Origin of the sequence: Streptomyces sp. PA03-5A (assembly GCF_033792725.1) — a bacterium.
Classification (GTDB): Bacteria; Actinomycetota; Actinomycetes; order Streptomycetales; family Streptomycetaceae; genus Actinacidiphila.
Map to the genome: position 1 here is coordinate 14,964 of NZ_JARAVL010000054.1, position 20,583 is coordinate 35,546.

A 20,583-nucleotide genomic window follows, 5' to 3' on the forward strand; every position below is an offset into this window, starting at 1 on the left:
CTCCTTCAGCCTTCCGCGCCGAACCGCAGCCGAACCGCAGGTGCCCGACGTTGGACGAGATGACCAGGCTTCCCACGACCACGACCACGACCCCGCTCGCAGCCACCGGTGTCTCCGCGCTCGTACGCCTCGCCGTGCTCTGCGTCGGCCCCGACGGTGACATCTCGTACTGGAACCGCGGCGCCGAGGAGCTCTTCGGCCACCGCTGGGAGGGCGTGTTCGGCCGTCCGGCGGCCGGACTGCTGCCGCACACCGCGGGCCGGCACCCCGGTGAGCAGGACGCCCTGGAGGTGCTGGACGAGTTCACCCGCTCCGCCTGGGCCGGATCGCTGCCCACCACCGACCGTGACGGCGGCGTCAAGGACGTGGTGTGGTGGTCCTACCGCATCATGGAGCCGGCCGGCCGGAGCCTGCTGGTGATCGCCGCCAACGCCCGCCCGTTGCGCGACACCGGGCCGCGTCTCGCGCTCGGCGACCACCTGCTGCCCTACACCGCCGACGGCACCACCGCCCGCGGCGCCGTCCGCATCATCCCGCGCCTCGCCCCGGCCGCCGACCCCGCGCACGCCGAGCACCTGGCCGGCCGGCTGGGCTCGGTGCTGCCCCGGGTCAGCGCGGGCCGGCTGGACCGGATCGTCCGTCAGATCGTGCCCCTGGGCTACCCGGCGGTGGAGGTCGACGGCACCGTGCTTCTCCCCGTGCTCCCCGAGGAGCACGGCACGACCGTGGCCCAGCCCGCCGCGAACCCCGCCACCGGCCGCGCCGCGCGGCCCACCCGGCCCGCCCGGCGCACCCGGCCCGCGCAACCGGAGCTGCTGCCCGGCCCCCGCGGCGACGTCGCGGCACCGGTACTGCTCCCGGTGGCCGCCCCCAGCGTCTCGCTCGCCCCGGGCCACGTGCTGGACGAGCAGCTCGCCCTGCTCCGGGAGACCGGGGCCAAGGTCGGCACGACCCTCGACCTGGCGACGACCGCCCGCGAGCTGTGCGCCGTCACCGTGCCGCGTTTCGCCGACTTCGCCGCCGTCCTCGTCGTCGACCAGCTGTTCTCCGACTCCGAGCCGCCGAAGGACGACCTGACCGGTGACACGATCATCGCGCGCCGGGTCGCCGTCGCCCACACCGACACCACTCCCGGCCCGTGGGCGGCCGCCCTGCCGGAGGGCGAACTGATCCCGCTGCCCGCCGACTCCACCCCGCGGCTGGGCGAGCCGCTGCTCGTGCCGGTGATAGACCCGGCACTGGCCCGAGACATCGCGCTCGACCTGGGCGTCCCCGGGCTCGGCCCGTTACTGCCCGAGCGGTCGATGGTCGTCGTACCGCTCACCGCACGGGGCACGGTGCTGGGCCGGATGTGCTTCCTGCGCCACCCCGGCCGCCGTCCCTTCGACGCCAAGGACGCCGCGACCGCCGCCGAGGTCGCCGCCCGCGGCGCGGTGCAGCTGGACAACGCCCGGCTGCACCGCCTGGAGTCGCGCGCCGCCGCGACCCTGCAGCGCAGCATGATGCCGACCCGCCCGCCCCGCATCCCCGGGGTGCGGATCGCCCACCGGTACATGCCCGGTGACCGCCAGGCCCAGGTCGGCGGCGACTGGTTCGACGCCATCCAGCTGCCCGGCGGGCGCGTGGCGCTGATCGTCGGCGACGTGATGGGCCACGGTCTGCTGTCGGCGGCCGTGATGGGCCAGTTCCGCACCTCGGTGATCACGATGGCCGCGCTCGACCTGCCGCCCGCGCAGTTGCTGCGCCACCTGGACAACCTCGCCCACCGCCTCGGCGCCGAGCACCTGGCGACGTGCGTGTACGCGGTCTACGACCCGATCCACCGGACCCTGACCCTGGCCAACGCCGGCCACATCCCGCCGGTGCTGGCCCGGCACGACGGCCGCAGCGAACTGCTGCAGATCCCCAAGGGCGCCCCGATCGGCGTCGGCGGCGTGCCCTTCGAGACGGTCGAGATCCCGGTACCGGACGGCAGTTGGCTGGTGCTGTGCACCGACGGCCTGGTGGAGGTGCGCGGCCAGGGGATAGACGCGGGCCTGGCGGCGCTGTGCTCCAACGTCATCGAGCCCCAGCAGACCCCCGAGGACGTCTGCGAGCAGATCCTCAGCCGTGTCCACTCCGACGACCGTCGCGACGACGTGGCGCTGCTGGTCGCCAACTTCCAGGGCATCCCGCCCGAGGACGTCGCCGAGTGGCGGCTGTCGATGGACCTCTCCGACGTCCGGCGGGCACGCGCGCTCACCCGTGAGCAACTGGCGCGGTGGGGGCTGGAGGGGGTCAGCGACCTGACCGAGCTGCTGGTCAGCGAGCTGGTGACCAACGCGCTGCGGGTCGCCTCGCACGAGGTGTCGCTGCGGCTGATGCGGGTCGGCAAGCTGCTGGTCGAGGTCAGCGACGACGACCACAACCTGCCGCAGCTGCGCCGCGCGGACGCCGACGACGAGGAGGGCCGGGGCCTGGCCCTGGTCAGCAACCTCTCCCGGCGCTGGGGCACCAGCCGCAAGGCGGTCGGCAAGGTCGTCTGGTTCGAGCTGCCGCTGCCCGCCTGACCCTGGGACGAACCGGACCGGACCACCCCGATCCAGTCAGATGTAACCTACAAGCATGCAGGCCGGCAAAGGCGCGTCCGTCGAGACGATCCACCGCGAGATGACCGCGTTCGCCCGCCGCGCACGCACCGCGGTGGCCCGCATGCACCCACAGCTGTCCCTGGTGGCGTACACGCTGCTGGCCCACATGAGCGAGCACCGGGACTGCCGGGCCACGGACCTCGCGCAGGCGTTCCTGCTGGACAAGTCGACGGTCAGCCGCCAGGTCGCCACCCTGGAGCGGCTGGGCCTCGTCGAACGGCGCCCCGACCCCGCCGACCACCGCGTCCAGGCGCTGCTGCCGACCGCGGCGGGCGCGGCCGTGCTCGCCGAGGCGAACCGCGCCGCACGGCGCATCGTGTGCGGGAGGCTCGCGGACTGGGACGACACCGACCTGGAGCGCTTCGCCGCCTACCTGACCCGCTACAACGACGCCGCGGAGCAGCAGGGCTGACCCGGCGTCAGCCGGTCGCCCCCGCCCCCGCCCCTGAGCCGCAGGCCTCCGCGCCCTCCGTGCAGGCAGCCGCACCGTCGGGGAGGTACTTCTCCGCCCACGACCCCAGCTCCCCCAGGGCCGGACCGAGCGCCTCACCTGCCTCGGTGAGGCGGTAGCTCACCCTCAGCGGCGGGCCGGGGTCCACCTCGCGGACGACGATGCCCGCCTCGGCCAGCTCCGTGAGCCGGTCGGAGAGCATCCGTTCGCTGATCTTGGGGATGGCCCGGCGCAGTTCGACGAAGTACGCCGGCCGCTGCGTGAGGACGGCCACGATCAGGCCGCTCCAGCGCTTGCCGAGGATCCCGAAGACGCGGGTCAGCCCGACGTCGACCTTGGCGCACGGCTCCGCGTCGTGCGCGGCCGGCTCAGTCCCCTGTCCCATGGCCACAAGGGTACCCGGCTTGTCGTTACGTGCTGCAGAAAAGTAAGGTCCTGTGGTAACAATAGCAACGCACGAATTTTTCACTCCGAACTTTACGGAAGTGGAGGCACCCCCATGCCCACGCTGCTGCACCTCGACTCGTCCATCTGGCCCTCCGAGACCTCCGCGTCCCGTGACGTGGCGAACTCCTTCCGCAAGGAATGGGAGGCCCAGCACCCGGGCGGCGTCGTGATCTACCGCGACCTGAACGCCGAGCCCATGCCGCACCTCGACGCGACCCACTACGTGGGCGGCGCCGAGCACCCGCTGCGCAGCGAGCTGGCCGACGAACTCGAACGGGCCGACGCCCTCCTGATCAGCGCGCCGATGTACAACTTCTCGATCCCCAGCACCCTCAAGGCCTGGCTCGACCAGGTGATCATCCTGGGCCGCACCGCGGGCGAGCAGCCCTCCGCCGCGGACACCCCGGTCGTCGTGGTGGCCAGCCGCGGCGGCGGCTACGGCCCGGGCACCCCGCGTGAGGACTTCGAGTTCGTGACCAACTACCTGGAGAAGGTCCTGCAGGGCTGCCTCGGCATCACCGACGTCGAGTTCATCGTCCCCGAGCTGACCCTGGCCCGCGTCGTCCCGGCCATGTCCGGCCTCATCGAGGCCTCCGACGCCTCCCGCACCAAGGCCCACGAGCAGGCCACCGCCAAGGCCAAGGAGCTCGCGGCGCGCGTCGCCTGACCCCCGTCCCGGCCGCCCCTCCGTCGTCGTACGTGCCCGGCCGCCCGGGCGTACGGCTACCCCACGCTCACAGGTTGACGCCGAAGTCCTGCGCGATGCCGCGCAGGCCCGAGGCGTAGCCCTGGCCGACGGCGCGGAACTTCCACTCGGCGCCGTTGCGGTACAGCTCGCCGAAGACCATCGCCGTCTCGGTCGAGGCGTCCTCGGAGAGGTCGTAGCGGGCGAGCTCGTTGTTGTCGGCCTGGTTCACCACACGGATGAAGGCGTTGCGGACCTGGCCGAACGACTGCTGGCGGCTCTCGGCGTCGTAGATCGACACCGGGAAGACGATCTTCTCGACCTCGGCCGGCACGGTGGCCAGGTTCACCTTCACCTGCTCGTCGTCGCCCTCACCCTCGCCGGTGAGGTTGTCGCCGGTGTGCTCCACCGAGCCCTCCGGGCTCTTCAGGTTGTTGAAGAACACGAAGTGCTTGTCCGAGACCACCTTGCTCTCGGCGTTGACCAGGAGCGCGCTCGCGTCGAGGTCGAAGTCGGTGCCGGTGGTCGTACGGACGTCCCAGCCCAGACCGACGGTGACCGCGGTCAGTCCCGGGGCCTCCTTCGTCAGCGAGACATTGCCGCCCTTGGAAAGGCTGACACCCATGGGATCTCCCTGCTCATTCCGGCGCGGGCCGCGCCCCTTGACGATTCCTTTGCCCAATCGCTCAACGGCTCTCCGGGGCCGCGGGTTCCCGGCGCCGCACCCGTTCACCTGAGTGCCGTACACGCCCGTACGACGGGCGTGGGAACGGTAGAAAGGACCCATGGCCACCGGCTCCCGCGCTCCGTCCGACTCCCCCTCCGGCGCCGACGACCCCGGGAGCACCGCCGAGGAGATGGTCGGCGCCCTGCTGACCGCGTCCCGGCTCCTCGTCGCGGTCTCCGCCCGCTCGCTCGCCGCGGTGGAGGAGGCACTGACCCTGCCGCAACTGCGCATGCTGGTCGTCCTCGAGACGCACGGGGCGCTGAACCTCTCGCAACTCGCCGCCGAACTGGGCGTCCAGCCCTCCACGGCGCTGCGCATGCTGGACCGCCTGGTGGCGATCGACATGGTCACGCGCGACGCCTCCCCCACCGACCGGCGCACGACCGTCATCTCGCTGACCGCGACCGGGCGGCGCACCGTGAACGACGTCACGGAGCGCCGCAGGGCCGAGATCGCCCGCATCGTCGACGCGATGCCCGCAGGACAACGCCGCCACCTCGTCCAGGCCCTCCAGGCCTTCGCCGAGGCCGGCGGCGAGCCCCCCGTCGGCCAGCGCGACGCGCATCACGCCGGCTGGTGACCCTCCCGCCGGCGTGCGGCGGTCAGGACGGCTGGAAGCCGCCGACCTGCGGGAGATCCCCGGCCAGCCCGAGCTTCGCGGCGGTCAGCTCCACGCTGCCCTTGCCGGTGGGCCAGCAGCACCGCGCCGCTCTTCGGTGACCAGGCGATCCACCCCGGTGCCGCCGGCACCGACGTCTCGTGCGGGCTGGTGGACCTCGGCGACGTCCGCTTCCACTGCACCGGTGAGCACGACGGCCCCTGTCCCCGGACCCGTTCCGTGACGTCGTCTCGTAAAGACCGCGGGTCGCACCCGTGGGAAGGCCTCCCCAGGGCGGTGGGCAGGCTGATGGTGGCCATGCCTTCGCCGAGGTTGCGGGAACTGCTGACCGCCCTCACTCAGCTCGCGCTCTTCTGCCACGCGAGGGCCTGCCTGCGTCAGCGGAGATCTGGCTGTCTCGCAAGGTCATCGAACGGTTCATCGCTGTTGGCTGTCCCCAATGGGAAAAGGCACCCGGGGCAACTAGCGCACCCGTCTTTTGCGCCTACGCGAGATCCTCTTCGGCGGTGAATGCCGCACCGGCGCCCCGGCCGGGCTCTCCGCCGCAACCGCGAACCGCCCCTGCGGCAGCACCGAGTTGCCTGGACAAGCCGGGAGAGCGCCCCGCGTACAACGGGCCGAAGACCATCCGTCGCCTCCGGGAGCGCGGCTACACGCCCGGCTACCTGGCCGACGACCGCGCCTCCAACAACTCCGAACTCCCGCTGGTCGACCCACAACCCGGTCCGACCGGGCCTGTCAAGGTCAGCCGCCAGCGCGCCATCCCGCTCGCCCCAGAAGAAGGGGCCAAGCACCGGCAGGCCTTGGACCACGGCGAACAGTGGCGGAAGATCTACTTCCGCCTCCGCAACAGCGTCGAAGGCTTCAACGGCTTCGCCAACAGCCCGCTCGCCGAGACCATCGAATCCTCACGATCCCGGCCCATCCGAGGGGTCGCCGCCCAGACCATCCTCCTGGTCCTCCAGCTCGCCCATGCCAACCGTCGGAAGATCACGACGTGGCTGGACAGCCTGGCAGTCGGCGGACACCACCCCATCAGGCGCACCAACCGCAGACGCAAGACGAAGCCCCTTGGTACCTGGACGCCAACGGGCCACTTGACACCCGCCACTTGAGTGACGCGCCTCACAGGTGCACATCACCCATACGAAAGAGCCCTCTCGCCGACCGTAAGCGGCCGGCGAGAGGGCTCCAGCGCGTGAGGGATGCGGCGACCGCCCCAGCCGCCGGCCCGACCCCTTGATCAGCACGAGAAACGGGCCCCCGACTGCGACTTTCGTCACGGTCGGAGACCCGTCTCCACTGTGTGCGCGAGGGGGGAGTTGAACCCCCACGCCCTTTCGGGCACTGGAACCTGAATCCAGCGCGTCTGCCTATTCCGCCACCCGCGCATGGGTGTTGTCTTCCGGATCCCTTCACACCTTGGGGTCTTCCCCGTCCGGTGCGTCAGCCCCTTCCGACACGGAGAACATTAGCACGCTGCTCAGGGTGGAATCACATCCGTTTCCGGGCACCCCCGAGCGAGGGGAACCGTCCTCTGTTGCGGGACACTGGCATGAGCCGCCTCTACCATCCCTGTGGGGGAGCGGCCGCGGACCATGGCACTGTTGACACCGGTCCCGTGGGACCGATCGGGGAACCAGCGGTTTTCCCAGTGCGTGGATACGATCAGTAAGCAGTACCGGAAGGATCGGACCGGAGGACCACGGCGGACCGCCGTGCGCAACCGCAGGACCTCGAGGAGGGAGGTGCACCGTGGGAGTACTCAAGAAGTTCGAGCAGCGTCTCGAGGGCTTCGTGAACGGCACCTTCGCCAAGGTGTTCAAGTCCGAGGTACAGCCCGTGGAGATCGCGGGTGCCCTGCAGCGCGAGTGCGACAACAACGCGACGATCTGGAACCGGGACCGCACCGTGGTCCCCAACGACTTCATCGTCGAGCTCAGCACCTCCGACTACGAGCGGCTGAGCCCGTACGCCGTCCAGCTCGGCGAGGAGCTCGCCGGCATGGTGCGCGACTACGCCAAGCAGCAGCGCTACACCTTCATGGGCAACATCAAGGTGAACCTGGAGAAGGCCGACGACCTCGACACCGGCCTGTACCGGGTGCGCAGCCGCACCCTCGCCTCCAGCGAGTCGCAACAGCAGCAGTACCAGCAGCAGCAACAGCCCCCCGCCGGCCGTGGTGGCTACGGCTACCCGCCGCAGGCCCCGCAGCGCCCCGCGGGCCCGCCGCCGATGCCGGCCGGTCCGCCGCCCGGCGCCGCGCCGGTCACCAGGCTCCCCGGAAGCGGCCCCACGGCCCCCGGTGGCGCCGGCATGAACGTACGCCGCTGGATCGAGATCAACGGCACGCGCCACCAGATCTCCCGTCCGACCCTCGTGCTCGGCCGCAGCACCGAGGCCGACGTCCGGGTCGACGACCCCGGTGTGTCCCGCCGCCACTGCGAGATCAGGGCGGGATCGCCCTCGACGGTCGTGGACCTCGGGTCGACGAACGGCATCGTGGTGGACGGACAGCACACCCAGCGCGCTACGCTCCGCGACGGTTCACGGATCGTCGTGGGCAGTACCACCATCGTGTACCGGCAAGCCGAAGGGTGAAGCGGGGGCAATGTCAGAGCTGACCCTGACGGTCATGCGGTTGGGTTTCCTCGCCGTACTGTGGCTGTTCGTCATCGTGGCCGTGCAGGTCATCCGCAGCGACCTGTTCGGCACGCGGGTGACCCAGCGCGCGGCCGGGCGCCGCGAGGCCCAGTCCCGCCCGCCGCAGCAGCGCCAGCAGGCGCAGCCCGCGCAGGGCCGCCAGCAGCAGAACAACAACAACCGGGCCCGGCGCGGTGCCCCCACCAAGCTGGTGGTCTCCGAGGGCTCGCTCGCGGGCACCACGGTCGCGCTCCAGGGGCAGACGATCACCCTGGGCCGGGCCCACGATTCCACGATCGTGCTCGACGACGACTACGCGTCCAGCCGCCATGCCAGGATCTACCCGGACCGCGACGGCAACTGGATCGTCGAGGACCTGGGATCCACCAACGGCACCTTCATGGACCGGAACCGGCTCACCACGCCGACCCCGATCCCGCTCGGTGCCCCGATCCGCATCGGCAAGACCGTCATCGAGCTGCGGAAGTAGTCGCACAATGGGCGAGCACAGCCAGCGAGCGCGAGCGAGAGGGTGGGCAGCGTGCGGATGTACCCGGAGCCGACGGGCGAGGTGCGCATGACTCTGTCGCTGCGCTTCGCCGCCGGCTCTCACAAGGGAATGATCCGGGAGGGCAACGAGGACTCCGGCTACGCCGGCCCGCGGCTGCTCGCCATCGCCGACGGCATGGGCGGCCAGGCCGCCGGTGAGGTCGCCTCCTCCGAGGTGATCTCCACGCTCGTCCCCCTCGACGACGACATCCCCGGCTCGGACATCCTCACCTCCCTCGCCACCGCAGTACAGCGGGCCAACGACCAGCTGCGCGTCATGGTCGAGGAGGACCCCCAGCTGGAGGGCATGGGCACCACGCTCACCGCCCTGCTCTGGACCGGCCAACGGCTCGGCCTGGTGCACGTCGGCGACTCCCGTGCGTACCTGCTGCGCGACGGTGTGCTCACCCAGATCACCCAGGACCACACCTGGGTGCAGCGGCTCGTCGACGAGGGCCGGATCACCGAGGAGGAGGCCGGCACGCACCCGCAGCGCTCGCTGCTGATGCGCGCCCTGGACGGCCGCGGCCAGGTCGAGCCCGACCTGTCGGTCCGCGAGGTCCGGGCCGGCGACCGCTACCTGATCTGCTCCGACGGCCTGTCCGGCGTCGTCAGCCACCAGACCCTCGAGGACACCCTCGCCGGGTACCAGGCGCCCGCCGAGACCGTGCAGGAGCTGATCCAGCTCGCCCTGCGCGGCGGCGGCCCCGACAACATCACCTGCATCGTCGCCGACGTCCTGGACATCGACGACGGCGACACCCTCGCCGTGCAGCTGCACGACACCCCCGTCGTCGTGGGCGCCGTCGCCGACAGCCGGCACCACTCGCCGCTGTCCGACCCGCGGCATCTGCAGACCCCGGCCGGCCGCGCCTCCGAGCTCGGCCGTCCGCCGGCCCCCGACGGCGCCTTCGGTCCGCCTGGCAGCGGGAACCCGCAGGTCAGCGCCCCCGTGGGCGGCTTCGGCGCGTTCGAGGACGAGGAGCTGAGCAAGCCCCGCAAGCGCGGCCGGTGGCTCAAGCGCTCGCTGATCCTGCTGGTCGTCCTCGGTGTCATCGGCGGCGGCCTGTACGGCGCGTACCGCTGGACCCAGACGCAGTACTACGTCGGCGTCAAGGGCGACCACGCGGCGATCTACCAGGGCATCGAGCAGAAGCTGGCCTGGGTCAACCTGTCGAAGGTCCACGAGGACCGCCCCGGTATCGAACTCAAGTACCTACCGCAGAACCAGCGCAAGTACGTCACGGCCACGATCGCCGCCAGCGGACTCGGCGACGCGCGCCGGACCGCGGACGAGCTCGAGCACCAGGCGAAGGTCTGCCAGACCAAGGAAGCCATCGACAAGTCCAAGGCCGCCGCGGCGGAGAAGGCCAAGAAGGACGCGCAGAAGGGCGCGGACACCGCCACCGGCAAGACCACCGGCAGCCCGTCCCCCGACGCGTCCAGCTCCCCCAAGCCCGGCACGACCCCCTCCAGCAGCCCGTCGACCAGCCCCACCCTCTCCGACGAGGACCAGTCGCTGGCCCAACAGTGCCCCAGCGGCAGCTAGTGAGCAGGAGGGGCGTCAGTCCAGCATGAGCGTTGTCACGAACACCACGACCATCACATCCGTCGGCGCACCGAGCCGCCGCAACACGGAGCTCGCGCTCCTGGTCTTCGCGGTCCTGATCCCGGTCTTCGCGTACGCGAACGTCGGGCTGGCGAAGAAGGGCACCCTGCCCGCCGGCATGCTCGCGTACGGCCTCGGCCTCGGCGCCATCGCCCTCGTCGCGCACCTGGTCGTCCGCAAGTTCGCCCCCTACGCGGACCCCCTGATGCTGCCGATCGCCACCCTGCTGAACGGCATGGGCCTGGTGTTCATCTGGCGGCTGGACCAGGAGCCCACGCTCCCCGGCGGTTCCTCCGCGCCGACGCAGCTGATGTGGTCGACGCTGGGCGTCGCGCTCTTCCTCGGCGTCCTGGTCTTCCTCAAGGACCACCGCATCCTGCAGCGCTACACCTACATCTCGATGGTCGTGGCGCTGGTCCTGCTGATCCTCCCGGTGTTCTTCCCGCCGGTCTACGGCGCGCGGATCTGGATCACCATCGCGGGCATGTCCATCCAGCCCGGTGAGTTCGTGAAGATCATCATCGCGGTGTTCTTCGCGGGCTACCTGATGGTCAAGCGGGACGCGCTCGCGCTCGCCAGCCGCCGCTTCATGGGGATGTACCTGCCCCGCGGCCGTGACCTCGGCCCGATCCTGGTGATCTGGGCCCTCAGCATCCTCATCCTGGTCTTCGAGACCGACCTGGGCACCTCGCTGCTCTTCTTCGGCCTCTTCGTGATCATGCTCTACGTCGCCACCGAGCGCACCAGCTGGATCGTGTTCGGTCTGCTGCTGTCCGTGGGCGGCGCGGTGGTCGTCGGCAGCTTCGAGTCGCACGTCCACAGCCGGGTGGAGGACTGGCTCAACCCGTTCCGCACCGTCGAGGCCGGCCAGGGCGCCAGCCAGCCCGCGCAGGCCATGTGGGCCTTCGGCTCCGGTGGCCTGTTCGGATCGGGTCTCGGCCAGGGTTACTCCCGGCTCATCGGCTTCGCGGCCAAGAGCGACTACATCCTGGCCACCGTCGGGGAGGAACTGGGCCTGGCGGGCCTGATGGGCATCCTGCTGCTCTACGCACTCCTGGTGGAGCGCGGCGCCCGCACCGCGCTGGCCGCCCGTGACCCCTTCGGCAAGCTGCTGGCGATCGGCCTGTCCGGGGCCTTCGCGCTCCAGGTGTTCGTCGTGGCCGGCGGTGTCACCGGGCTCATCCCGCTGACCGGCATGACCATGCCGTTCCTGGCACAGGGCGGTTCCTCGGTGATCGCCAACTGGGCCCTGGTGGCCATCCTGCTGAGAATCAGCGACACCGCGCGCCGACCGGCGCCGACCCCCGCCTCGTCCCCCGACGCCGAACCGACCCAGGTGGTGCGGACCCAGTGAACAAGCCCCTGCGCCGAGTCGCCATCTTCTGCGGACTGCTCGTGCTCGCCCTGCTCGTCAGGGTGAACTACATCCAGTTCGTGCAGGCCGACGAGCTCAAGAACGACGCGAACAACCGACGGGTCACGATCAACCAGTACGCGACGCCGCGCGGCGACATACTCGTCGACGGCAAGGCGATCACCGGCCACACCGAGACCACGGGCAGCGACTTCAGGTACAAGGCCACCTTCAAGAACGGGAAGATGTGGGCGCCGGTCACCGGCTACGCCTCGCAGGCCTTCGGGACGACCCTGCTCCAGGGCGTCGAGGACAAGATCCTCACCGGTGACGACGACCGGCTCTTCTTCACCCGCACCGTCGACGTGCTGTCCGGCAGGCAGAAGCAGGGCGGCGACGTCGTCACGACCCTCAACGGCGCCGCCCAGAAGGCGGCCTTCGAGGGCCTGGGCAACAAGAAGGGCGCGGTCGCGGCCATCAACCCGAAGACCGGGGCCATCCTGGCCCTGGCGAGCACGCCTTCGTACGACCCCTCATCCTTCGCCGGCAACTCGCAGAAGGACAGCGAGGCCTGGAACGCCCTGCAGAAGAAGAACAACCCCGACGACCCGATGCTGAACCGGGCGCTGCGGCAGACCTACCCGCCGGGCTCCACGTTCAAGGTCGTCACGGCGGCCGCGGCGCTGCAGGACGGGCTGTACGACGACATCGACGAGCCGACCGACTCCGAGGTGCCGTACATCCTCCCGGACACCAACCACCAGGAACTGAAGAACGAGGGCGGCATCGCCTGCAAGAACGTCTCCCTGAGGGAGGCGCTGCGGGTCTCGTGCAACTCCGTCTTCGGCAAGCTCGGTGCGACCCTCGGCCGCGACAAGATGGTCGAGGAGGCCGAGAAGTTCGGCTTCAACGAGGAGCAGTTCGTCCCGGTCCGCGTGGCGGCCAGCAACTTCTCCACCAAGATGGACAGGCCCCAGACGGCACTGTCGTCCATCGGCCAGTTCGAGACCGCCGCCACCCCGCTGCAGATGGCGATGGTGGCCTCGGCGATCGCCAACGACGGCAAGCTGATGAAGCCGTACATGGTGAGCGAGCTCCGCGGCTCGAACAACAAGCTCGTGGACAGCGTCAGCCCCGAGGAGCTCTCGCAGCCGCTCAGCGCGGAGAACGCGCAGAAGCTCCAGCAGATGATGGAGACCGTCGTGCAGTCGGGCACCGGCACCAACGCCCAGATCCCGGGCGTCACGGTCGGTGGCAAGACCGGTACCGCCCAGCACGGCGTCGACAACAGTGAGAAGCCTTACGCATGGTTCATCTCATACGCGAAGACGGACAGCGGCTCCCCGGTGGCCGTCGCCGTCGTGGTCGAGGACGCCAGCGCGAACCGCGGCGACATCTCCGGTGGCGGCTTCGCCGCGCCGATCGCCAAGAGCGTCATGGAGGCCGTGCTGAACAAGTGATGCCGGTCACACCGTATCCATGGATGTGCGCTATGTCGCACGTCGCGGTACCGGTCGTGTATCGGCTACCGGCGAGGGCCGGGATCGGCACGCGGCGGCGGGTACGGTATGCCCGAGCAGCCACACGGACGGTTTAGGAAGGGCAAGCGCTATGGAAGAGCCGCGTCGCCTCGGCGGCCGGTACGAGCTGGGCTCGGTGCTCGGCCGCGGTGGCATGGCCGAGGTGTACATCGCCCATGACACCCGGCTCGGCCGCACCGTCGCCGTGAAGACGCTCCGGGTGGACCTCGCCCGCGATCCGTCCTTCCAGGCCCGGTTCCGCCGTGAGGCCCAGTCGGCCGCCTCGCTGAACCACCCGTCGATCGTCGCGGTCTACGACACCGGCGAGGACTACGTCGACGGGGTCTCCATCCCGTACATCGTCATGGAGTACGTGGACGGCTCCACCCTGCGTGAGCTGCTCCACTCCGGGCGGAAGCTCCTGCCGGAGCGTTCGCTGGAGATGACCATCGGCATCCTCCAGGCCCTGGAGTACAGCCACCGGTCCGGCATCGTGCACCGCGACATCAAGCCCGCGAACGTGATGCTGACCCGGAACGGTCAGGTCAAGGTCATGGACTTCGGCATCGCCCGCGCCATGGGCGACTCCGGCATGACCATGACGCAGACCGCGGCCGTGATCGGCACCGCCCAGTACCTCTCCCCGGAGCAGGCCAAGGGCGAGACCGTCGACGCGCGCTCCGACCTGTACTCCGCCGGCTGCCTGCTCTACGAGCTGCTCACCGTGCGGCCGCCCTTCGTCGGCGACTCCCCGGTCGCGGTGGCGTACCAGCACGTGCGCGAGGAGCCGCAGCCGCCGAGCGTCTACGACCCCGAGGTCACGCCCTCGATGGACGCCATCGTGCTCAAGGCGCTGACCAAGGACCCGGACTACCGGTACCAGTCCGCCGACGAGATGCGCGCCGACATCGAGGCCTGCCTCGACGGCCAGCCCGTCGCCGCCACGGTCGCCCTGGGCGCCGTCGGCTACAACGGCGGCGGCTACGGGGGCTACGGCAACGACGCACCCACCACGGCCCTCCCGCCCCAGCAGGACGCCGGCACCTCGATGCTGCCGCCCATGCGCGAGGACGACGGCGGCTACGGCTACGACCAGCCCCAGGGCAACGGCCGGCGCAAGCCGAAGAAGAGCAACACGTCCACGATCCTGCTGGTCGTCGCCGCCGTCCTGGTCCTGATCGGCGCGATCTTCATGGGCAAGGCGCTGTTCTCCGGGAACGGCAGCGGCAACGACACGGTGTCCGTCCCGCAGTTCGTCGGCGACACCAAGTCCGAGGCCCAGGACCGGGCCTCGAACGGCGGGATCACCATCACCTTCGGTGAGGCGATCTTCTGCGCCGACCAGCCCAAGGACCACGTCTGCAAGCAGTCGGCCGAGGCCGACAGCAAGATCCCCAAGGACCAGAGCGTCACCCTGCAGCTCTCCAAGGGCGCAGAGAAGATCGAGGTCCCGGACGTCACCGGTGACTCCTTCGAGGACGCCGAGGCGGAGCTGAAGGAAAAGGGCTTCGAGGTCGACAAGCAGTCCAAGACCTCCAGCGAGGAAGAGGGCACGGTCCTCAAGCAGGACCCCAAGAGCGGCGCGAAGCGGGACAAGGGTTCGACGATCACGCTCACCGTGGCCGTGGCGCCCGAAGAGGTCACGATCAAGGACGTGAGCAACAAGACCCAGGCGGAGGCCACTCAGATCCTCCAAGCCGACGGCCTGAAGGTGACCAGCACCCAGGAGGAGTCCGCCGACCACGCCCAGGGCACGGTCATCCGGACCGACCCGACGGCCGGAAGCACGATCAAGGCGGGCGAGACGGTCACCCTGATCATCGCGAAGCCGCCGTCCACCAACGCGATCCCCGACCTGAAGGGCATGACGGTCGCGCAGGTCAACGGCATCGCGCAGGAATTCGGCGTGACGCTGCAGTTGGCCCCCGGCTCGTCGCAGGACCCGAACGCCATCGTCCGGAACCAGAATCCGCAGCCGGGCACCCAGATGAAGCCGGGTGACATCCTGACGGTCTTCGCCCCGGACCAGAACGGCGGCGGAGGCTTCATCAACGGAGGCAACGGCGGCTGACGCCGAACGCACCGGAAACGGCGGAAGGGGCCGCGGACATCACGTCCGCGGCCCCTTCCGTTTGCGTCCCCTGCCCGTGCGGGCGGCTCCTGCGCGTCAGCCCAGCTCCGCCGGAGGCGTCCGCTTCGCGTCCACCTTCTGGGTACGGACGAGTTCGGCCCACACGATGTAGCGGTCGCGCGAGGTGTAGACCGGGGTGCAGGTGGTGAGCGTGAGGTAGCGGCCGGCCTTCTTCTTGCCGCTCTCCTTCGGGATCTGGTCGATCACCTCGACGTTGTACTTCGAGGTCTCGGGGAGCACCTTGTAGACCTTGTAGACGTACCAGGTGTCGCGGTTCTCGAAGACGACCGGGTCGCCGTTCTTGATCTTGTCGATGTTGTGGAACTTGGCGCCGTGGCCGTCGCGGTGCGCGGCGAGCGTGAAGTTGCCCTGCTTGTCCCCGGGCATGGCGGACTCGACGGGCTCGGTGTAGTAACCGGCGACACCCTCGTTGAGCACCTTCGTGGAGGTGCCCTTCTTCACCAGGACCTCGTAGTTCCTGCCCATGGCGGGGACGTGGAGGAAGCCGATGCCGCCCTTGGTGTCGAGCTTGCCCGGGGCGCTGTCGGCCCACTGGCGCCTTATGGCATCGCCCTCGTGCTTGGCGGCGCGGTCGGCGAGGACGTTGGTCCACCAAAGGGAGTAGACGACGAAGAGCCCGAGGATCACGCCCGCGGTGATGAGGAGTTCACCGATCAGGCTGACGGTGGCGGCGAACCACGAGAGCCGGTGCCGGTCGGGCACGGCTTCCCGGGCGCGGTCGTGCTGGGTGGTCGTCACCACTTGCCCCGATCCTTGTACGTCCGTACCTGGCTCAGCCGACCAAGGCGGGCGGCTTGCCCTTGCTGCGCGGCCATTCCTCGACCATCTTGCCCCACACGATCAACCGGAACTTGCTGGTGAACTCCGGTGTGCACGTGGTCAGTGTGATGTAGCGGCCGGGCTTGGTGAAGCCGGATCCGTCGGGGACCGGCTTGATCACCGAGATGTTGGAGGGCGGGGTCGAGGGCAGCGTGCTCGTGATCTCGTACGTGTAGTACGTGCTCTCCGTCTCGACCACGACCTTGTCCCCCGCCACCAGTTTGTTGACGTAGCGGAACGGTTCGCCGTGGCTGTTGCGGTGGGCGGCGAGGGCGAAGTTGCCCTGCTTGTCCCAGGGCATGGCCGTCTCCAGGTCGCCGGAGTAGTGGCCGATCATGCCCTTGTCGAGCACCTTGTGCTTGTCGACGCCCTCGGCGATGGGCGCCTTCACGTCCAGCTTCGGGATGTACATGATCGCGAAGCCCTGCCCGGGCGAGAAGGCGCCGGGGTCGCGGGCCGGGTCCTTCTCGCCCTGCCACTGCTTCTGCAGGTTGTTGGCGGCGCCGCCGGCCTGCTGGTGGGCGAGGACGTTGGTCCACCACAGCTGGTAGGTGACGAAGAGCAGCATCAGCACGCCCAGGGTGATGAACACCTCGCCGGCCACCCGGCTGGCGATCACCGCGGGGCTCTCCTTGGCCGCGCGCGCGGCGCGCCGGGCCTCCATGCGGGACCTGGGTGCGGCCGGTGTCGACGCCATGGGGGCCGTGACGGCCCCTGTGGCGGCCTGGGGGGCCTCGGGGGTACCGGAACGCCTCCGTCCCCTGCCACCGCGCCGTGCGGCCTCCTGGGCCGCTTTCCGGCGGGCGGCACGTCCGCCGCCCTCGGGCGCCGGGACGCCGGAGGGCGGCTGCGGGATCTCCTCCCGGTCCTGCTCCGGCTCGCGTTCCGGCTCGGCCCCGGTCACCACGGGCATCGCCATGGTGTCGCCGGGCGCGCCCGCGACCCGGCGGCGCGCGGCGGCACGCTCCGCGTCGGTGAGCGGACGCCGGACGGCCCTGAACCCCTCGGCGTACGGCTGCTCGGGCGGCCCTCCGTGCCGGGGGCGCGGCTCGGGCGGCTCCTCGGGGCCCGGCGCGGACGACGGCCGGGAGGGCCACGGGTCGGCCGGCTGCGGCTCGTAGGCGGGCCTCGTGGACCCGTAGTACGCCTGCTCCTGCCCTTGTCCCTGTCCCTGCTCGTACACCTGCTGGCCCGGCACCGCGGCCTGGGGGGTGACCGGCTGCGCGGTCGCGGACGGCGGCGCAGGCGGCGTCATGGGGGGCGGCGCAGGTGGCGCCGCGGCGGGCTCCGCGCCGGAGTCCGCGCCGGAGTCCGTGCCGGACTCCTGGGCGGGGCGGGCCGCGCGGCGCCCGGTGCTGGGCAGCGGGTCGTTGAGCGGGTCGGCCAACTGCTCCACCACGGCGGCGAATTCGGCGGTGTCACCGAAGTGCCGATGCGCGGTCACGCAGTCACGCCCTGGTTCCGACCACAGGCGCGAGGCCCGCGGAACGCTCGACGGCGCCCTTGTCGCCGCATTCCACCAGCCAGTTGGCGAGCATCCGGTGCCCCCATTCGGTGAGCACCGACTCGGGATGGAACTGGACGCCCTCCACCCGGGCGCTGCGGTGCCGCAGTCCCATGATGATGCCGTTCTCCGTCCAGGAGGTGATCTCCAACTCCTCCGGCACCGTGTCCCGTTCGACCGCCAGCGAGTGGTAGCGGGTCGCGGTGAACGGCGTCGGCAGCCCCGCGAAGACCCCGCGGCCCTCGTGGGTCACCAGGGAGGTCTTGCCGTGCAGCAGCTCCGGCGCCCGGTCCACCACACCGCCGTACGCCACCGCCATGGACTGCAGTCCGAGGCAGACCCCGAAGACCGGGACGTCGGTGGCGGCGCAGTGGCGCACCATGTCGACGCAGACACCGGCCTCCTCGGGGGTGCCGGGCCCGGGGGAGAGCAGGACCCCGTCGAAGCCGTCCTGGGCGTGGGCGAGCTCCACCTGGTCGTTGCGGAGCACTTCGCACTCGGCGCCCAATTGGTACAGGTACTGGACCAGGTTGAAGACGAAGCTGTCGTAGTTGTCGACGACGAGGATGCGTGCGCTCATCTGACGGCTGCCATCCCCTCGTCGACGGTCACGTCCCCGAACGGCAGCAGCGGCTCCGCCCAGGGGAAGACGTACTGGAAGAGCACGTAGACGGTGGCGAGGACCAGCACCAGCGAGATGAGTGCCTTCAGCCACACGTTGCCCGGCAGATGCCGCCAGATCCAGCCGTACATGCGCCGCCTTCCTGCCCTCCGTGCCCGTGCCTCGCCCAAGATTAGCCCGACAAACCCTCCGGCATACCGTCCTCCACAGGCCGTGTGGATTCCAGGTGCCCCCAGGTGATGAGCCGGTGGCTGTGGCCCCACTCGGGATCGCAGGTGGTCAGGGTCAGATAGCGGCCGGGAACCGTGTACCCGGACTTCTCCGGGACGGGATCGATCACAGCGACGTCGGTGGGGACGGTGCGGTAGGGTGCGCGGTCGATCTCGTAGGTGTACCAGGTGCGCCCGTCGGTCAGGACGACCTCGTCGCCCTTGCGCAGCCTGGGGAAGTCCTTGAACGGGTCGCCGTAGGTGCGGCGGTGGCCGGCGACGGCGAAGTTGCCCACGGCGCCGAGCCGGGCGGTGTCCGCGTAGTGGCCGAGGCCCTTCTTCAGGGTGCCGGTGCCCGTCCCCTCCAGCACGGGCTTGTGCCAGGAACGGCCCAGCCGCGGGACGTACATCACCGCGAAGGCCGTGCCGTCCCGGTACGGCGCCGCGGCCGGCCCCGACGGGGAAGGGGACGCCGAGGGGGTGGCAGCGCCCGTGCCCTCGGGGGACGGGGCGGCCGCGGCGACCGGCCCGGTCGCCCAGCGGTCCTGCAGCCGGTCGAGCTCCCCGTCCATCGCGCGGTCCGCCCGTACGCCGGTCCAGAACAGCACGTAGCAGACGAAGAGCACGATCAGCGCGCCCACGGTGATGCACAATTCGCTCAGCGTCCGCACCACCAGGCGCATGATCACCCCACAGGCTTGGCGTACTGCAGGTCCACTGTGCCGGAGTAGCCGGGAAGAGTCACCCGTCGTTCGTCCTCGACCTTCCAGCCGAGCCCGTAGGCCTGGACGTACTGCAGGTAGTTCTGGATCGCGGGGCTGGCGTCGAGCGCCTTGTGCAGCTTCTCCTGGTCGCCGACGGCCGTGATGGTGTAGGGCGGGGAGTAGACGCGGCCCTGCAGGATGAGCGTGTTGCCGACGCAGCGCACCGCGCTGGTGGAGATCAGCCGCTGGTCCATCACCTTGATGCCGGAGGCGCCGCCCGCCCACAGGGCGTTGACCACGGCCTGCAGGTCCTGCTGGTGGATCACGAGGTCGTTCGGCTGCGGATTCGGCACGCCCGGGACGAGCGCCGTCGCGTCCGGCGGCGCGTCGTTCAGGGTGACGGAGACGGCGGGACCGGCGAGCTTCAGGGTGCCGGCCTCGGCGCCGAGCCGCGCCAGCTCCTTGCGCGTGGCGTCGCTGACGCCGCTGTCGGTGTGGGCGAGTCCGTCGACGTCCTCGCGCACCCCGGCGAGCTCGTTCTCCAGCTGCTCGTTCTGCCGGCTCTTCTCCTGGACACGGTCCGACAGGCGCAGCAGCGGGTCGTCGGTGCGGATGTCCAGGCCCTTGGCGGTGTCGAAGCTCATCCAGAACAGCAGACCGGCCATCGCGAAGACCCCGGCGCTGAGCACACGAAGCACCACAGACCGGGCGGATCGGGGGCCCGGGGAGGCGTCCACCGGATTGCTCACCGTAGCCTTATCTCCTTCCAACCCGCGGAAGCACTACGCTAACGGACGCCCGGAGGCGTGGGCCCCCCTGCCGTCGGGCCGCTCATACAAGACGTCACACGCGCGGTTACGCAGCGCATCGACAGGAGAGTCCCTCGTGCCGAAGTCACGGATCCGCAAGAAGGCCGACTTCACTCCGCCCCCGGAGAAGACCACCCCCATAAAGCTGAAGTCCGGCCGCGGCTGGGTGGCTCCGCTCATGCTGGCACTGTTCCTCGTCGGCCTGGCCTGGATCGTGGTCTTCTACGTGACGCAGGGCAGCTTCCCGATCGAGCAGCTGGGCAACTGGAACATCGCCGTCGGCTTCGGCTTCATCGCGGGCGGGTTCGTCGTGTCCACGCAGTGGAAGTAGCAGATCGCACAGTTATCCACAGGCGTCATCCACAGTGTTGAAAAGGTCGCATGATCTGTGGATAACCGCCAGCCGGTTGACACCGGTGTGACCGGTGGTCCGATGTACGGACCACCGGTCTTTCGTTGATCTTGCAGGTCAGACACGGTGTGTAGGGGCACGCGCACGGCTCGCCCACAGGATGCACAGGAGGCCTCCG

The 20,583-nt window shown here is 70.3% G+C and carries 20 protein-coding genes and 1 tRNA gene; 12 read left to right on the plus strand and 9 right to left on the minus strand.

The window, feature by feature from the left end:
- Positions 1–59: 59 nt before the first annotated feature.
- Entirely contained in the window at positions 60–2,549 is a 2,490-nt protein-coding gene (locus PV410_RS40680) for an ATP-binding SpoIIE family protein phosphatase (protein WP_500331601.1), read from the plus strand.
- A gap of 55 nt (positions 2,550–2,604) precedes the next feature.
- Positions 2,605–3,042: a MarR family winged helix-turn-helix transcriptional regulator gene (locus PV410_RS40685; protein ID WP_500331603.1), complete on the plus strand. Its 438-nt coding sequence runs from the start codon at positions 2,605–2,607 to the stop codon at positions 3,040–3,042.
- A gap of 7 nt (positions 3,043–3,049) precedes the next feature.
- On the opposite strand, the gene PV410_RS40690 is transcribed toward PV410_RS40685, so the two are convergent.
- Positions 3,050–3,466, minus strand: a complete 417-nt coding sequence (locus tag PV410_RS40690) for a winged helix-turn-helix transcriptional regulator (RefSeq protein ID WP_500331604.1) — start codon at positions 3,464–3,466, stop codon at positions 3,050–3,052.
- Between the two features lie 114 nt (positions 3,467–3,580).
- On the opposite strand from PV410_RS40690, the gene PV410_RS40695 reads away from it, so the two are divergent.
- Entirely contained in the window at positions 3,581–4,195 is a 615-nt protein-coding gene (locus tag PV410_RS40695; protein WP_500331606.1) for an FMN-dependent NADH-azoreductase, read from the plus strand.
- A gap of 67 nt (positions 4,196–4,262) precedes the next feature.
- On the opposite strand, the gene PV410_RS40700 is transcribed toward PV410_RS40695, so the two are convergent.
- Positions 4,263–4,838, minus strand: a complete 576-nt coding sequence (locus tag PV410_RS40700; protein ID WP_431959002.1) for a TerD family protein — start codon at positions 4,836–4,838, stop codon at positions 4,263–4,265.
- 160 nt (positions 4,839–4,998) lie between these two features.
- Here PV410_RS40700 and PV410_RS40705 point away from each other — a divergent pair, with 160 nt between their 5' ends.
- Together PV410_RS40705 and PV410_RS40710 are read left to right on the plus strand one after the other, a co-directional pair.
- On the plus strand, positions 4,999–5,520 hold the full coding sequence (locus PV410_RS40705; protein ID WP_500331607.1) for a MarR family winged helix-turn-helix transcriptional regulator: 522 nt from the start codon (positions 4,999–5,001) through the stop codon (positions 5,518–5,520).
- 545 nt (positions 5,521–6,065) lie between these two features.
- Positions 6,066–6,674, plus strand: coding sequence for a hypothetical protein (locus tag PV410_RS40710; RefSeq protein WP_500331609.1), 609 nt, complete (start codon positions 6,066–6,068; stop codon positions 6,672–6,674).
- A gap of 192 nt (positions 6,675–6,866) precedes the next feature.
- Here the strand turns inward: PV410_RS40710 and PV410_RS40715 are convergent.
- Positions 6,867–6,950: transfer RNA gene (locus PV410_RS40715), tRNA-Leu, on the minus strand.
- Positions 6,951–7,314: 364 nt separating this feature from the next.
- Here PV410_RS40715 and PV410_RS40720 point away from each other — a divergent pair.
- The 6 genes from PV410_RS40720 (at position 7,315) to pknB (ending at position 15,305) form a co-directional block, all read left to right on the plus strand.
- Entirely contained in the window at positions 7,315–8,160 is an 846-nt protein-coding gene (locus PV410_RS40720; protein WP_500331610.1) for an FHA domain-containing protein, read from the plus strand.
- 10 nt (positions 8,161–8,170) lie between these two features.
- Positions 8,171–8,692 (plus strand): FHA domain-containing protein, encoded by a 522-nt coding sequence (locus PV410_RS40725; protein WP_499512867.1) that lies wholly within the window; start codon positions 8,171–8,173, stop codon positions 8,690–8,692.
- Between the two features lie 57 nt (positions 8,693–8,749).
- Positions 8,750–10,300 carry a PP2C family protein-serine/threonine phosphatase gene (locus PV410_RS40730; RefSeq protein WP_500331631.1) on the plus strand — a complete coding sequence of 517 codons (1,551 nt, stop codon included), beginning with the start codon at positions 8,750–8,752 and terminating at the stop codon, positions 10,298–10,300.
- A 25-nt stretch (positions 10,301–10,325) separates the two neighbouring features.
- Positions 10,326–11,714: an FtsW/RodA/SpoVE family cell cycle protein gene (locus tag PV410_RS40735; RefSeq protein ID WP_499512868.1), complete on the plus strand. Its 1,389-nt coding sequence runs from the start codon at positions 10,326–10,328 to the stop codon at positions 11,712–11,714.
- Positions 11,711–13,174: a peptidoglycan D,D-transpeptidase FtsI family protein gene (locus tag PV410_RS40740; protein ID WP_500331612.1), complete on the plus strand. Its 1,464-nt coding sequence runs from the start codon at positions 11,711–11,713 to the stop codon at positions 13,172–13,174. Before PV410_RS40735 ends, PV410_RS40740 begins: the two co-directional genes overlap by 4 nt.
- Before the next feature lie 151 nt (positions 13,175–13,325).
- Positions 13,326–15,305, plus strand: coding sequence for a Stk1 family PASTA domain-containing Ser/Thr kinase (gene pknB, locus PV410_RS40745; protein ID WP_500331614.1), 1,980 nt, complete (start codon positions 13,326–13,328; stop codon positions 15,303–15,305).
- Between the two features lie 96 nt (positions 15,306–15,401).
- Here pknB and PV410_RS40750 read toward each other — a convergent pair whose 3' ends face one another.
- From PV410_RS40750 to PV410_RS40775, 6 genes are all read right to left on the minus strand, one after another.
- Complete coding sequence (locus PV410_RS40750) at positions 15,402–16,088, minus strand: class E sortase (RefSeq protein WP_499516889.1); 687 nt, start codon at positions 16,086–16,088, stop codon at positions 15,402–15,404.
- 70 nt (positions 16,089–16,158) lie between these two features.
- Positions 16,159–17,649 carry a class E sortase gene (locus tag PV410_RS40755; RefSeq protein WP_500331616.1) on the minus strand — a complete coding sequence of 497 codons (1,491 nt, stop codon included), beginning with the start codon at positions 17,647–17,649 and terminating at the stop codon, positions 16,159–16,161.
- Positions 17,650–17,653: 4 nt separating this feature from the next.
- Positions 17,654–18,289 (minus strand): aminodeoxychorismate/anthranilate synthase component II, encoded by a 636-nt coding sequence (locus tag PV410_RS40760; protein WP_354792929.1) that lies wholly within the window; start codon positions 18,287–18,289, stop codon positions 17,654–17,656.
- A complete protein-coding gene (locus PV410_RS40765; RefSeq protein WP_499512872.1) occupies positions 18,286–18,462 on the minus strand; it encodes a hypothetical protein in 177 nt (58 codons plus the stop codon). The genes PV410_RS40760 and PV410_RS40765 overlap by 4 nt, the downstream gene beginning before the upstream one ends.
- A 41-nt stretch (positions 18,463–18,503) precedes the next feature.
- On the minus strand, positions 18,504–19,223 hold the full coding sequence (locus PV410_RS40770; protein ID WP_500331618.1) for a class E sortase: 720 nt from the start codon (positions 19,221–19,223) through the stop codon (positions 18,504–18,506).
- Positions 19,224–19,225: 2 nt separating this feature from the next.
- Positions 19,226–19,933 (minus strand): DUF881 domain-containing protein, encoded by a 708-nt coding sequence (locus tag PV410_RS40775; RefSeq protein ID WP_500331619.1) that lies wholly within the window; start codon positions 19,931–19,933, stop codon positions 19,226–19,228.
- A gap of 196 nt (positions 19,934–20,129) precedes the next feature.
- Between PV410_RS40775 and crgA the strand changes: the two genes are divergently transcribed.
- A complete protein-coding gene (crgA, locus tag PV410_RS40780) occupies positions 20,130–20,384 on the plus strand; it encodes a cell division protein CrgA (protein ID WP_089229113.1) in 255 nt (84 codons plus the stop codon).
- Positions 20,385–20,583: the final 199 nt, after the last annotated feature.